This window comes from Streptomyces sp. SPB162, from assembly GCF_029504575.1.
Lineage (GTDB): Bacteria > Actinomycetota > Actinomycetes > Streptomycetales > Streptomycetaceae > Actinacidiphila.
Genome location: NZ_JAQFII010000001.1, coordinates 6,073,762 through 6,087,460, shown reverse-complemented (window position 1 = coordinate 6,087,460; position 13,699 = coordinate 6,073,762). Strand labels below are relative to the sequence as shown.

Here is a 13,699-nt window from a genome sequence, read left to right as displayed (position 1 = left end):
CATGCGCCGCCTGTATCCCGTGCCCAGTGCCCTTCCCGCCCCCAGTGCCGGTGCGAGCCCCGCCGCGCCGGGATCGCAGCCCCCGCAGGACCCGCAGGACTCGCTGACCGGGCTGGACTCGCTGGACGGGCTGGCCGACGCGTACGCGTATCCGGACCGGGCCGCCGGGCCGTGGCTGCGGGCCAACATGGTGGCATCCCTGGACGGGGCCGCGTGGCACGACGGGAAGTCGCAGGGGCTGTCCTCGGCCGCCGACCTGCGGATCTTCGGAACGCTCCGGGCGCTGGCCGACGTGGTGGTCGTCGGCGCCGGGACGGTGCGGCAGGAGGGGTACCGGCCGGCGAAGGCGCGGGAGGCGTTCGCGGCGCGGCGGGCGGCCGCCGGCCAGTCGCCCGCACCGGTGATCGCCGTCCTCAGCGCAAGCCTGGACCTGGACTTCTCCCTGCCGCTGTTCACCGCGCCGCTGGTCCCGACGATCGTCCTGACCGGCGCCACCGCGCCCCCCGAACGAGTGGCGGCCGCCACGAAGGCCGGTGCGCACGTCGTCACGGCCGGCGAGGGGGCCGGCGCCGACCCGGTGCGGGCCGTCCGCGAACTGGCGGACCTCGGGCTCACCAGGATGCTGCACGAAGGCGGTCCGCGGTTGCTGGCACAGTTCACCGCTGCCGGGGTAGTCGATGAGCTGTGTCTGACGATCGCCCCGCTCCTGACCGCGGGGGACGCCCCGCGGATCATGAACGGTCCGGGCATCACCGTGCCCGAGCGGTTCTCTCCGGCCTTGATCCTCGAAGAGGACGGATTCCTGTTCACCCGTTACACCCGCGGCTGACAATCCGCGGAATATGCCGTTCCGTTTGCTGTCGCGCGGGAACACTTACCCCACGTGCCCGGCCCGGAGTCGGGGCAGGATGGTTCTGTGCCGGCCCGGTGGCCCACGAGAAAGAAGGACGCGTCCGTGTTCACGACCGTACTCATGATCGAGAAGCCGCTCGCCCCCGCCGATGTGGAGCTTGTGACCACACTCCACGGCGACGAGCCCGTCTCCTTCGTCGTACTCATGCAGCCGCGCGGCGACCAGGACCGACTTCTGCGGGCCGTGGATGACGTCGCCCTCGGCTACCTGGACGACGCCGCCAACGAGAACGACGTGCCCGAAGGGCGGGAAGCCACCCTTCCCGCCGAGCGGGCCCTGAGCCACTCGCTCGACTCGCTGCGCGCCACGGGCGCGGAAGCGATCGGCGAGGTGGTCGAGGACCACCCGCTGGACCTGCTGAAGTCGGTCGTCGAGCAGACGCACGCCGACGAGGTGATCGTGCTCACCGCCCCGCACTTCGTGGAGGAGTTCTTCCACCGCGACTGGACGTCGCGGGCGCGCCACAAGGTGGGCGTCCCGGTACTGAAGCTCTTCGCCCAGCACGACTAAAGGGTGTTGCGAAAGTCCCGCCTGGCCCGCGACGCCCGGCCCGCACGCCTGCTGCGCTGTCGGGCTCGTCCAGGTATGTCCGGTACGAGGACGACCCTCCGCCGTGCGGTCGCCCGCACCGGACGCCGCGGACCCCGCCCTCCGGGCGGACGCCGGTATGTGTCAGACACGACCTAGCCGGCCGTGGGCCGGTGGTCAGAGCCGGCCGTCGACCATCTCCATGGAGCGGTCCGCACGGGACATCGCGGCGCGGTCGTGGGTGACCATGACCGTCGCCGTGTCGTGCTCGGCGGTGACGCGGGCCAGCAGGTCGACGATCTGCGCGCCGCGTTCGTGGTCCAGGGCGGCGGTCGGTTCGTCGACCAGAAGGACCGCCGGGCGGCCGAAGAGCGCGCGGGCGATGTTCACCCGCTGGCGCTCGCCGCCGGACAGCTGGTGCGGCCGGCGGGCGCGCTTGGCCGCGTCCAGGCCGACGGAGTCGAGCAGCGCCCCGGCCCGCTCGCGGGCCGCGCGCACCGACCCGCCGCGCAGGTGCTCCACGACGAGCAGCTGCTCCAGCGCGGTCAGCGAACCGACGAGGTTCGACTGCTGGAAGACGATGCCGATGTGCTCGCGGCGCAGCGCGGTGCGCTCCTTGCCGCTCAGCCGGCCGGTGTCCCGGCCGGCCACGACGACCTGCCCCGAGTCGGGCCGCAGCAGGGTCGCGGCCACCGCCAGGAGGCTGGACTTGCCGGATCCCGACGGCCCGGCCACCGCCAGCAGTTCACCCGCCGCGACGTCCAGGGAGACGTCGTCGAGCGCGGTCAGCCGGCGGTCGCCGTCCGGATAGGTGAGCCGGACGGATTCGAGGGTGAGGACGGTCATCGGTTGGCTCCCAGCGCGGTCAGCGGATCGACGGAGGTGATGCGGAAGATCGCGAGGGCCGAGCCGGCCAGGCCGAGCAGCACCATGACGGCGACGGGCACCGCGACGGTGGCCGGACCGACCGCGAACGGCACCGCCGACGCCGCGACCGCGCCTCCCCCGGCGCCGATCGCGCCGCCGAGCAGTGCCCCGCCGCCGAGGACGGCCAGCGCCTGCGCGAGCGCGTCGCGCACCAGATAGCCGCCGCTCGCCCCGAGGGCTTTGAGGACCGCGACGTCGGGCTTGCGCTGCACCGTCCAGACCGTGAAGAACGCGCCGGTCACCAGGGCGCTCACCGCGAACAGGAACACCTGGATCAATTGCAGGCTGAGGTGCTCGGCCTGGTAGCCGTCGATCCCCACCAGCGCGTCACCACGCCCGACGGCCCTCGTCCCCTGCGCCGCGTCGACCGCTCCGTGGTCCGCTCCCGGGTGCCGGAGGGCGAGCACGGTGGGCTGCCGCTGCCCGCTGACGCGCTGCCAGGTGGCGAGGGTGGTCCAGACGGTCGCGGCGTGCCCGTACGAGCGGGTGGCGGTGATCCCCGAGACCGTCAGCCGCTCGGTGCCGAGCCCGAGCGTCCCGCCGGGGCCGACGCCGTAGGTGTTCGCGACCGACTCGCTCACCGCGACCTGGCCGTCGCGCGGGGCGGTGCCGGAGAGCAGCGGCGGCAGCAGGTCCGCCGAGCCGCCGAAGAGGCTCACCGAGCCCGCGGCGGCAGCGCCCGAGGCCCGGGTCATCGCGACGCCGAGCGGCTGTGCCGAGCCAACCCCGAGGACGTTCGCCCAGGCGGCGGCCTGGGCGGCGCTGATCGTGCTGCTGCTGAACGACACCTCGGCGGCGGCGCCGGCCGGGGCGCCGAACACGATGTCACTCACCGGCAGCTCGTCGACGGCCGACGAGGCGTCGCGCCCGAGCCCGCCCGTCAGGCCGGACAGGAACACGACGAGCGTGGTGATGAGGGTGACGACGACGCCCATCAGGGCGAACCGCCCTTTGGCGAATCTGATGTCACGGAGTGCGACGAACACGTATCGGACCCTCCTGGATCGGCCTGCCTGCGGTCCTCCCAGGCTGTCCGGTCGGTCCGCCGCCGCCATCAGGGAGAGGAGCGGTTCCGGAATCCATCGAACGGTTGATGCCACGGCCCCACCGGGGTCGTCCGGCCGCCCGTACCCTTGGTGAATGTGAGCAACTCCGGCATATCCCTGTCCCCGAGGCGTTTCGTGGACCGCCCCGCGCCCGAGGACACCCCCGCACTGCGTCTGATGCGCGCGGCCCTGCACGGCACCTTCTTCGTGCTGCTCGCCGTGGCGCTCGGTCCCGTCGCCTTCGGCGGCGAACCGGTGGCGCTGCTGGTGCCCGGCCTGCTGCTCGGGCTGGTCTACGGCGCGGGGGTGCTGCGCGAGCGCCGGGAGCCCTCGCGGTCCTGGGTGCTGGGCTGGCTCGCGGCCGTGACCGTCCTGTGGAGCGGTCTACTGCTCGCGGACCGCGACGTCAGTTACGTCGCCTTCCCGTTGTTCTTCCTGTACCTGCACGTGCTGCCGCCGCGCTGGTCGCTGCCCGCCGTCGGCGCCGCGACCGCGCTGATCGTCTTCGTGCAGTCCCAGGGGCCGGGCGGTCTCACCGCCGCGAAGGTCATCGGGCCGTGCGCCGGAGCGGCCGTCGCCGTGCTGACCGCGTTCGGGTACGCGGCACTGTACCGCGAGGGCAGGCAGCGCCAGCGGCTGATCGACGAGTTGACCAGGACCCGGGACGAACTGGCGGCCTCCCAGCGCGAGGCGGGCGTGCTCGCCGAGCGGCAGCGGCTCGCCCGGGAGATCCACGACACGCTGGCCCAGGGGCTCTCCAGCATCGTGCTGCTGGCCCGCGCAGCCGACAGCGCGCTGCGGACCGACGGCGCGGGCGCGGGGACAGCGCGGACCCGGATCCAGGAGGCCGGACACACGGCGTCGGAGAACCTCGCCGAGGCCCGTCGCTTCGTGCGGGACCTCACGCCGCCCGCCCTGCAGGACGCCGCCCTGCCGGAGGCGCTGCGCCGCATCACGGACGGTTTCGGATCCGGCCCGCAGGCGTCCCAGGACCCCGCCCCGGCGCTCGTCTTCCGGCTGGACGGTGATCCGTACCCGCTGCCCATCGAGGTGGAGATCGCCCTGCTGCGGCTCACCCAGGAGGCGCTGGCCAACGTCGCCCGGCACGCGCGGGCCCGCAACGCCGCGGTGACGCTGGCCTTCCTCGACGGCCAGGTGACGCTGGACGTGTACGACGACGGGGTCGGCTTCACCCCGCGGGCCCCCGGCGCCCCGCGGCTTCCGGCCGGCGAGCGCGTCTCCTTCGGGCTGCACGGGATGCGCGAGCGCATCGCCGGGCTCGGCGGCACCCTGACCGTCGAGTCCGCGCCCGGCGAGGGCACGGCCGTCGCGGCGGCGCTGCCCGTGCCCGGGGCCGGTGCGGCGGCGCCGGAGCCGGGCGCACAGCCGGCGCTGGTCGCGGTGGACCGGTGATCCGCATCCTGATCGTCGACGACCACCCCGTCGTACGGCGCGGCCTGCACGCCATGGTCGACGACCTGCCGGAGCTGGAGGCGGTCGGCGAGGCCGCCGACGGCGCCGAGGCGCTGCGGCTGCTGGCCGACGGGGCCGTACCGCGCCCCGACGTGGTCCTGATGGATCTGCAGATGGGCGCGGGCATGCACGGGGTGGAGGCCACCCGGCGGATCACCGCGCTGCCGGACCCGCCCGCCGTCCTCATCCTGACCACGTACAGCACCGACGCCGACATCCTGGCGGCCGTCGAGGCGGGCGCCACCGGCTATCTGCTCAAGGACGCGCCTCCGGAGGAGGTCGCCGCCGCCGTCCGCTGCGCCGCGCGGGGCGAGACCGTCCTGGCGCCGCCGGTCGCCGCCCGGCTGCTGGGAAGGGTCCGCGCGGGGCGGCCCACCCTGTCGCCGCGCGAAGGCGAGATCCTGCAGCTGCTCGCCGAGGGGCTGGCCAACAAGCAGATCTCCCGCCGGCTGTTCATCAGCGAGGCCACCGTCAAGACCCACCTGGTGCACATCTACGACAAGCTGGACGTCGAAAGCCGCACGGGCGCCATCGCCGCCGGCCTCAGCAGCGGCCTGATCCGGGCCTCCTGAGCGGACGGGTCTCCGGTGCTGACGGCGCTGCGCCGGGCGGGCGACGGGAAGTGCGAGAATCGGGACCGCAGGCAAGCCGTTCGCAACGTCCCGGGAGATCCACGTATGAGCCCCACCATTCCCTCCACGATGGACCGACCGCACTTCATCGGCATCGGCGGAGCCGGAATGTCGGGGATCGCCAAGATCCTCGCGCAGCGCGGCGCCCAGGTCACGGGCAGCGACGCGAAGGACTCCGAGACGGCCGAGGCGCTGCGGGCCCTCGGGGTCGCGGTGCGCATCGGCCACGACGCCCGACACCTGGCCGCCGACACCACCTGCGTGGTCGTCTCCAGCGCCATCCGCGCGGAGAACCCGGAGCTGGCCGCCGCCGCCGAGCGCGGCATCCCGGTCGTGCACCGCTCCGACGCGCTCGCCGCGCTGATGGACGGCACCCGCCCGATCGCGGTGGCCGGCACCCACGGCAAGACCACCACCACCTCGATGCTCGCGGTCAGCCTCTCCGCGCTCGGCCTGGACCCGTCGTACGCCATCGGCGGCGACCTGGACGCGCCGGGCTCCAACGCCCACCACGGCGGTGGCGAGATCTTCGTCGCGGAGGCGGACGAAAGCGACCGCAGCTTCCACAAGTACGCCCCCGAGGTCGCGATCATCCTCAACGTCGAGTTGGACCACCACGCCAACTACGCGTCGATGGACGAGATCTACGACTCCTTCGAGACGTTCGTGGGCCGGATCCGTCCCGGCGGCACGCTCGTCATCTCCGCCGACCAGGCGGGCGCCGTCGAGCTGACGTCGCGGGTCCGCGACATCGGCGAGCTGAACATCGTCACCGTCGGCGAGTCCGCGGACGCCGACCTGCGCATCACCAAGATCAATCAGCGGGGCCTGACGAGCGAGGTCACCGTCCTGCTCGACGGGCGGATGCTGACCTTCACCGTCTCCGTGCCCGGCCGGCACTACGCGCACAACGCGGTGGCCGCGCTCGCCGCCGGCATCGCGCTCGGCACCCCCGCGCGCAACCTGGCCTCGGCGCTCGCCAAGTACACCGGTGTCCGGCGCCGTCTCCAGCTGAAGGGCGAGGCGGCCGGTGTCCAGGTGATCGACTCCTACGCCCACCACCCCACCGAGATGACCGCCGACCTGGAGGCCATCAGGGGGGCGGCCGGGGGCTCCCGCGTGCTGGTGGTCTTCCAGCCGCACCTGTTCAGCCGCACCCGCGAGCTGGGCGTCGAGATGGGGCAGGCGCTGGCGCTGGCCGACGCCTCCGTGGTGCTGGACATCTACCCGGCCCGCGAGGACCCGATCCCCGGTGTCACCAGCACCCTGATCATCGACGCGGCCACCGCCGCGGGCGCCGACGTGACGGCCGAGCACAGCAAGGACGCGATCCCGGACGTGATCGCCGGAATGGCCAAGCCCGGCGACCTTGTTCTCACTATGGGCGCGGGCGACGTGACCGACCTCGGTCCGCTCATCCTGTCCCGCCTGGAGAGCCAGAACTGAGGAGCAACGGCATGCCGTACGAAGTCGAGAAGACCGACGAGCAGTGGCGCGAGGAGCTGTCCCCGCAGGAGTACGCGGTCCTGCGCGAGGCCGGCACCGAGCGGCCCTTCGTCGGCGAGTACACCGACACCAAGACCACCGGTGTCTACTCCTGCCGCGCCTGCGGCGCCGAGCTCTTCCGCTCGGACACGAAGTTCGAGTCGCACTGCGGCTGGCCGTCCTTCTACGACCCGGCGGACTCCGCGGCCGTCGAACTGATCGAGGACCGCAGCATGGGCGCGGTGCGCACCGAGGTCCGCTGTGCGACGTGCGGCTCCCACCTCGGCCACGTCTTCGAGGGCGAGGGCTACGGCACACCCACCGACCAGCGCTACTGCATCAACTCGATCTCCCTGAAGCTGGCTCCGCAGGAGTAGGCCCGCAGGAGTGATCTCGCGGCTCGGGCCGCGCAGCACCTGGTACCGCAAGGGCTGTGCGGCCCGGCCCGTGGCGTGGTTCGACCCGGGCGGGCAAGGCTTCAGGCACCTCACATCACGGCGCCTCGCAATGGCCACGTCAAGTCCAGCCTGCGCGGCGATGAAGTACCCATGACGACCCTGGAATCCTTCACCACCGCCGTCCCCGACCCCTCCCCCACCTCTCCCGGCGCCGCGTGCCCCCGCTACTCCGTCTCACTGGCCCGGAACGCGGCGGACGTCCGGGCCGCGCAGCGCCTGCGCCACCAGGTGTTCGCCGGTGAGATGGGAGCGCTGCTCGACTCCCCCGAACCCGGCTGGGACATCGACGCCTTCGACGCCCACTGCGACCACCTCATCGTCCGCGAGGACACCACCGGCACGGTCGTCGGCACCTACCGGCTGCTGCCGCCGGAGCGCGCCGCCGCGGCCGGCCGGTTGTACGCGGAGAGCGAGTTCGACCTCTCCCGGCACGCGGCGATCCGCGGCGACCTGGTCGAGGTCGGCCGGTCCTGCGTCCACCCCGACCACCGCGACGGAGCGGTGATCAGCCTGATGTGGGCGGGCATCGCCCGCTACCTGGTGCGCACCGGCCACAACTGGCTGGCCGGCTGCTGCTCGGTGCCCCTCGCCGACGGCGGGACGGCCGCCGCCGGGGTCTGGGACACCGTGCGGGCGCACAACCTGTCGCCCGAGGAGTACCGGGTGCGGCCGCTGCGCGCCTGGGACCCGACGGGCATCGAACGTCCACGTCCCGGCGGCCGCAACGCCCTCCCGCCGCTGCTGCGCGGCTACCTGCGGCTCGGCGCCTGGATCTGCGGGGAACCCGCCCACGACCCGGACTTCGGCGTCGCCGACCTGTACGTCCTGCTGTCGCTGCGCCGGACCGACCCGCGCTACCTGCGGCACTTCCTCTCGCTCGCCCCCGCGCAATGAGGCTCCTGACGCGGCCGGCGCCCGCAGCGCCGGAGGTGCGCCGTCCGGCAGGTGTCCCGCACTGGCTGCCGAGCGCGCCCTGCACCCCCGGGCACTGCCTGGCCGGGACCCATGCGGAGGTCGGCCTGCCCCGCCGGGTGGCGCGCTGCGCGACGGGGATCGCGGTGGTGGCTGTCGGGCTCGCCCTGGCGCCGCTGGTGCGCTGCTGCCGTCCCGCGCTGCGGGGCCGGCTCACCCGCGCCTGGGCGCGGGCGGTGCCCGCCGCCTTCGGGGTGCGGGTCCGGATCCGGGTGTCCGGTGCGGCGGGGCGCCTTCCCACGGGCGGTGTGCTGGTGGTGGCCAACCACATCTCCTGGCTGGACATCCCGCTGGTCGCCGCCGTCCGCCCGGCCCGGATGCTGGCGAAAAGCGAGGTCGCGTCCTGGCCCGTGCTGGGCGCCCTGGTGTCCCGCGGCGGCACCCTGTTCATCGAACGCGACCGGCTGCGGTCCCTGCCCGCCACGGTCGCCCGGATCGCCTCGGTGCTGCGCGCGGGCGGCCCGGTCGTGGTCTTCCCCGAGGGCAGCACCTGGTGCGGCCGGCGGCACGGCCGCTTCCGGCCCGCCGTGTTCCAGGCAGCGCTGGACGCGGGTGTCGCGGTGCAGCCGGTACTGATCCGGTACCGCCTCCAGGGCGCGGATCCGGCCACGGCGGCCGCGTTCGTCGGCGAGGACACGCTGCTGGCCTCGCTGCTGCGGGTGACGGCCGCCCGCGGCCTCGTCGCGGAGGTCACCGTCCTGCCGCCGATCCCGTCCGGTGCCCACCCCGACCGCCGCTCGCTGGCACGGGCGGCCCAGCGGGCGGTCACCGGGCCGCCGAGCGGTCCGCAGGACCGGCACGGACCCGGCCCGCAGGATCGGGGCGTCAGCGGCGTGAACTGAGCGCGCAGGCGACCGCGGTCGCCGCGGCGGCCCCTGCCGCCGCGAGGCACAGGGGCAGCAGCGGAAGCGCGACCGCTCCGGTCTGCGAGCCGCTGACCAGCCCTGATACGGCGGCGTTGGCGGGCGAGCCGCCCACGACCAGCACCAGCAGGGCACTCAGCCCGGAGACCGGGATCGCCCAGCCCGCACGGCGCAGCACCGGCGGATTGGTGAGCGCGCCGACCGCGGTGCCGAGCAGTGCGGAGACGAGCGCGGCCAGCAGCCCGGCGGTGATCGCCGGGCCGAGCGGGACCGCGTGCCGGTGATCGGCGGTGCGCGCGTCGCTGATCACCGCGACGACGGCCACCCCGGCGGCGCCGAGGAGACCGGCCGCGAACAGCGCCGTCAGCACGCTCGACAGGTGCACCCGACCCGGTCCGGCCGCCGCGGCGGCGCAAGCGCGCGCGGCGGGCGGCTCGTTGGTGACGCACACCCGCACCAGCCAGGCGGCGACGGGCGGCATTCCGGCGGCCGCGAAGGCCAGCGAGTCGAGCAGCGGCTGTCCCGACGACACCCCGATGGCCATGATCACGCCGTACAGCAGCACGGGCGGCAGCCACCGCTGGGAGCGGACCAGCAGCGCGGCCTGGTAGCGGACGAGGGCGGTCATCCGGTGCCTCCCCGGGTTTCGGCGGGGCCGGGGCCGGCTTCCGGGACCGGCTCGGGCCGGACGGCTCGGACGTGCCAGGGCGGTTCCGCGGTGAGCAGGGCGCGCAGCACCGCGTCGGACTCGGGGGCCGGGACGGTGATCCGGACGTGTCCGGGTCCGGCGGGCCGGTGGCGGGCCGAGCCGGGGAGAGCGGGTGGTTCGCCGGGGCCCGACGCCTCCACGACCACCCGGGGGACGTCCGTGTCCCCGTCCGACGCGGCGACGGCGGTGAGCCGGCCGGCCGCGAAGCGGTGGACGGCGGCCGGTTCGTGCGCGAGCCGCCGCGGATCGTGGTCGACGAAGACGACGGCGCCGCCCGCCGCGACGCGCTCGCGCACCGCCTCGTCGAGGACCGTCCGGGCCGCCTCGTCCAGACCCGTCCACGCCTCGTCCAGGACCAGCAGCCGCGGTTCCGCGAGCAGGGCCTGGACGACCGCGATCTTCTGCGCGGTGCCCTTGGACAACTCGTCCATCGGGGTGCGGGCGTGGCCGGCCGCCCCGAACCGCTCCAGCCACTCCCCCGCGCGCTCGGCGGCCGCGGCGCGGCGCAGTCCGTGGACGGCGCCGAGGTGGACGAGGTAGCCGTGGGCGTCGAACGGCAGCGCCGGGGGGAAGCGTTCGGGCACGTACGCCGTCGCCGGGCGGCCGGTGATGCGCCCGGCGGACGGCCGGTCGACGCCCGCGAGGATGCGCAGCAGCGTCGACTTCCCGCTGCCGTTGGCGCCCTGGATGCGCAGCAGCGTGCCCGGCGGCACGTGGAGGTCCACATCGCGCAGGACCCAGGGACCGCCGAAGCCGTAGCGCCGGCCCACGCCCTCCAGCCTCATGTCAGTGGGCGGCCGGCTGGACGGGCTTGGCCTCGCTCGGCCGGACGATGACGAACCCGTCGCCCTGCAGCATGAGCTGCACCGCTTCCCCGGACCCGCCGCGCAGCATCGAGCCGAAGCTCTGCGAGCGGTGCACGGAGGTCTCCAGGTGGGCGCTCCAGCCGACGACCGCGTCGGTGTCGACGTAGACCGGCGACTGCGGGCTGACGGGGATGATGATGGGGTTGCCCTCGCAGATCACACCCAGCCGGCCGTGGCCGGTGAACACGCTGTTGAAGAGGCCGCCGCCGACCATCCCCGCGCCCTTCACGACCTTGATCTCGTACTCGAGCGTGGTGTCGAAGCAGAGCACGTTACGGCCGTTGATCGTGATGGCGTCGCCCTGGTCCAGGCTGATGACGAAGCAGTTGGCCGCCTCGTGCGCGAACCACGCCTCGCCCTGGCCGCGCACGGACATCAGGGCCAGGCCCTCGCCGGTGAAGGCGCGCTTGAGGAACTTGCCGACGCCCTGGCCCTTCACCTCGAACTGGAGGTTGCCGCGGAAGGCGATCATCGCGCCCTGGCGGGCGTAACACTCGCCGTTGACGGCGTACTTGATGGACTTGGCGTTCTCCAGGGTCATACCGGGCTCGGTGGCCGGCTTCGTCATGTTCTCGGGAGCGAAAAGGTCACTGTTCATGATCGCCATCCTCGCCCGCCGGAGCCGTGTCCGCCAAGGCCCCGGCGCCCCACCACCTCAGAACTCCGCCTCGGAACTTCGCCTCGGAACTTCGCCTCAGGATGTCGCTTCAGGACGTTGTCCATCCATCGCGTCAGGACGCAGCCGCGGGGCTGCCGTCCGCCAGGAAGCGGTGCAGCCGGCGCGGTGGAACGAGGGCCGGCAGCAGCAGCGTCCACATGTCCGAGGTACGCCGGGTCAGATCCTGCCGCCCGGTGAGCACCTCCGACGTGAGCTGGAGCCCCGTCCAGCACCCGACGACGAACTGCGCGACCGAGTCCACGTCGACCTCGGGCTTGACGTCCCCCCTGCCCTGCGCCTGCGCGAGGCAGTTGCGGAAGAGGTCGATCCAGGTGACGTACGGAGCGGGGTTGGCGCCGCCCAGCGTGCTCTGTTCGATCACCAACCGGATCCCGGCGCGCACCCGTTCGTTCTCCTGCAGGCTCTTCGCCATGCTGTGGAGCACGTCGATCACCGTCTGCACACCGGGTCGCTCAACGTTCTGGAACGGGCTCCACACGGCGAACTGCTCGGCGACGATTGCCTCGCGCAGGGCTTCCTTCGAGGCGAAGTGGAAGTAGAGCGCGCCCTTCGTCACCCCCGCCTCCTTGACGATGTCGTTCAGACTCGTCCCCCGGAAGCCCGTGGCGTCGAAAGCCCTGGCCGCACCGTCAAGGATCGCCTCCCTGGTGACCTCCGCGCGTTCCTGTCGGGCCATCACAACCTCCGTGGATCAAGAGCGGCACGCCATCCGATCTTCCATGATGCCCGCCCGCGACCCCGGGTTCCACCTCCGTCAAGGATTCCCCTCTTCCATACAAAACCAACCGCCTGGTATTGTTTTACCTCCAGACCAGTCCAACGCCGAGCACATGCCCGCTATTTGCCCTGTTCAACGTACGTACAGGAGTTCAGATGCGCATGCCTTCACAACCGGTCGACCGGAATCTTCTGACCGTGTCCCGCTCGCGCGGGTCAGCGCTCGGCGTCCCTGCGCGATGTGACCGATGATCGCCGGGCACCGGGCACCGAACATCGACAGAGAGGGTCACGGACGTGGCTGACAGGATCCGCGTCGGAGTCGTCGGAGCGCACGCGAGCCGGGGGTGGGCGCGGGCGGTCCATCTGCCGGCCCTCGCCGCGCACCCGGAGTACGAGGTCACCGCGGTCGCCGGCACCAGCCCGGCGTCCGCCCGGGCCGCGGCCGACGCGTGGGGCGCGGAGCACGCCTTCGACGACGCCGAGCAGTTGATGGCGCACCCGGACGTCGACCTGGTCACCGTCGCCGTCCAGCTGCCGCGGCGCGACGGGCTCATCGAGGCGGCGATCGCGGCCGGCAAGCACGTCTACAGCGAGTGGCCGCTGGCCCTGACGGCGGAGGTCGCGGACCGCTTCCGCGACCTCGCCGACCGCGCCGGGGTGCGGCACGCGGTCGGCCTGCAGAGCCGGCACCATCCCGCGGTCCGCTACCTGCGCGACCTCGTGGCCGAGGGGCGGGTGGGCGAGGTGATGTCCACCTCGCTGACGTACTCGCTCGGCTCGCCGGAGATCTGGTCGCAGCGGTACGCGGCGCTGTTCGACCGGACGAAGGGGGTGAACCACCTGGCCGTCGTCGGCGGGCACTCGATGGACATGTTCCGGTACGCGGTGGGCGACTTCGGCAGCCTGTCGGCGACGCTCGCCACCCGTATCAACCGGGTCACCCTGGAGGAGACCGGCGAACAGCTCGAGGTCACCTCTCCGGACCAGATCGTGGTGAACGGCCTGCTGGAATCCGGGGCCGCCGCGTCCGTGCACATCATGACCGGCGGCCCGCGGGGCGCCGGCTTCCGCTTCGAGGTGCACGGCCGCGCCGGGCGGCTCGTCATGCGCTCCACGGACGACAACCTGGTCGGCCCGGAGTTCACCCTCACGCTCACCGAGGGCCAGGAGGGGCCGAAGGCGCTGGCCGTACCGGCGTTGTACCGCCCGCTCCTGCCGGACGCCGCACCCGCGGTGCGCAACGTCCACCAGGTCTACACGGACCTGGCGCGCTCCATCAGGACGGGCGAACCGGCCGAGCCCGACTTCGGCACCGCGGCCCGGATGCACCGGGTCCTGGACGCCATCCGGCTGTCCGCGACGACCGGCGAACGCCGGCACCTGTCCTGAGCGGACGGGAGGACCGGACGCCACCTCGTCGGGCCGCCT

15 protein-coding genes are annotated in these 13,699 nt (G+C 73.5%); 9 read left to right on the top strand and 6 right to left on the bottom strand.

Annotation, left to right across the window (positions count from 1 at the left end; all coding sequences use genetic code 11):
• Window position 1: 1 nt before the first annotated feature.
• The gene (locus tag M2266_RS27505) at window positions 2-829 is read left to right on the top strand and encodes a pyrimidine reductase family protein (protein WP_277440596.1); all 828 of its coding nucleotides are present in this window, start codon (window positions 2-4) and stop codon (window positions 827-829) included.
• Between the two features lie 126 nt (window positions 830-955).
• Window positions 956-1,423 (top strand): indole-3-glycerol phosphate synthase, encoded by a 468-nt coding sequence (locus M2266_RS27500; protein WP_277440595.1) that lies wholly within the window; start codon window positions 956-958, stop codon window positions 1,421-1,423.
• Window positions 1,424-1,618: 195 nt separating this feature from the next.
• Here M2266_RS27500 and M2266_RS27495 read toward each other — a convergent pair whose 3' ends face one another.
• Both M2266_RS27495 and M2266_RS27490 read right to left on the bottom strand, forming a co-directional pair.
• Window positions 1,619-2,287, bottom strand: a complete 669-nt coding sequence (locus M2266_RS27495) for an ABC transporter ATP-binding protein (protein ID WP_277440594.1) — start codon at window positions 2,285-2,287, stop codon at window positions 1,619-1,621.
• Window positions 2,284-3,354, bottom strand: a complete 1,071-nt coding sequence (locus M2266_RS27490) for an ABC transporter permease (protein ID WP_277440593.1) — start codon at window positions 3,352-3,354, stop codon at window positions 2,284-2,286. The genes M2266_RS27495 and M2266_RS27490 overlap by 4 nt, the downstream gene beginning before the upstream one ends.
• A gap of 156 nt (window positions 3,355-3,510) precedes the next feature.
• On the opposite strand from M2266_RS27490, the gene M2266_RS27485 reads away from it, so the two are divergent.
• From M2266_RS27485 to M2266_RS27460, 6 genes are all read left to right on the top strand, one after another.
• Window positions 3,511-4,827 carry a sensor histidine kinase gene (locus tag M2266_RS27485; protein WP_277440592.1) on the top strand — a complete coding sequence of 439 codons (1,317 nt, stop codon included), beginning with the start codon at window positions 3,511-3,513 and terminating at the stop codon, window positions 4,825-4,827.
• On the top strand, window positions 4,824-5,459 hold the full coding sequence (locus M2266_RS27480) for a response regulator transcription factor (protein WP_277440591.1): 636 nt from the start codon (window positions 4,824-4,826) through the stop codon (window positions 5,457-5,459). Before M2266_RS27485 ends, M2266_RS27480 begins: the two co-directional genes overlap by 4 nt.
• Window positions 5,460-5,564: 105 nt before the next feature.
• Window positions 5,565-6,965, top strand: coding sequence for a UDP-N-acetylmuramate--L-alanine ligase (murC, locus tag M2266_RS27475; RefSeq protein WP_277440590.1), 1,401 nt, complete (start codon window positions 5,565-5,567; stop codon window positions 6,963-6,965).
• Window positions 6,966-6,976: 11 nt separating this feature from the next.
• Window positions 6,977-7,381: a peptide-methionine (R)-S-oxide reductase MsrB gene (gene msrB / locus M2266_RS27470; protein ID WP_277440589.1), complete on the top strand. Its 405-nt coding sequence runs from the start codon at window positions 6,977-6,979 to the stop codon at window positions 7,379-7,381.
• A gap of 171 nt (window positions 7,382-7,552) precedes the next feature.
• Window positions 7,553-8,356, top strand: coding sequence for a GNAT family N-acyltransferase (locus tag M2266_RS27465; protein WP_277440588.1), 804 nt, complete (start codon window positions 7,553-7,555; stop codon window positions 8,354-8,356).
• Entirely contained in the window at window positions 8,353-9,276 is a 924-nt protein-coding gene (locus M2266_RS27460) for a lysophospholipid acyltransferase family protein (RefSeq protein ID WP_277440587.1), read from the top strand. The genes M2266_RS27465 and M2266_RS27460 overlap by 4 nt, the downstream gene beginning before the upstream one ends.
• Here the strand turns inward: M2266_RS27460 and M2266_RS27455 are convergent.
• From M2266_RS27455 to M2266_RS27440, 4 genes are all read right to left on the bottom strand, one after another.
• Complete coding sequence (locus tag M2266_RS27455; protein WP_277440586.1) at window positions 9,260-9,925, bottom strand: ABC transporter; 666 nt, start codon at window positions 9,923-9,925, stop codon at window positions 9,260-9,262. The two genes, M2266_RS27460 and M2266_RS27455, sit on opposite strands and share 17 nt — an antisense overlap.
• A complete protein-coding gene (locus M2266_RS27450) occupies window positions 9,922-10,791 on the bottom strand; it encodes an ATP-binding cassette domain-containing protein (protein ID WP_277440585.1) in 870 nt (289 codons plus the stop codon). Before M2266_RS27450 ends, M2266_RS27455 begins: the two co-directional genes overlap by 4 nt.
• Before the next feature lies 1 nt (window position 10,792).
• Window positions 10,793-11,470 carry an AIM24 family protein gene (locus tag M2266_RS27445; protein ID WP_277440584.1) on the bottom strand — a complete coding sequence of 226 codons (678 nt, stop codon included), beginning with the start codon at window positions 11,468-11,470 and terminating at the stop codon, window positions 10,793-10,795.
• Between the two features lie 133 nt (window positions 11,471-11,603).
• Window positions 11,604-12,227: a ScbR family autoregulator-binding transcription factor gene (locus M2266_RS27440; protein WP_277440583.1), complete on the bottom strand. Its 624-nt coding sequence runs from the start codon at window positions 12,225-12,227 to the stop codon at window positions 11,604-11,606.
• 338 nt (window positions 12,228-12,565) lie between these two features.
• Here M2266_RS27440 and M2266_RS27435 point away from each other — a divergent pair, with 338 nt between their 5' ends.
• Window positions 12,566-13,660: a Gfo/Idh/MocA family oxidoreductase gene (locus M2266_RS27435; RefSeq protein ID WP_277440582.1), complete on the top strand. Its 1,095-nt coding sequence runs from the start codon at window positions 12,566-12,568 to the stop codon at window positions 13,658-13,660.
• Window positions 13,661-13,699 lie beyond the last annotated feature (39 nt).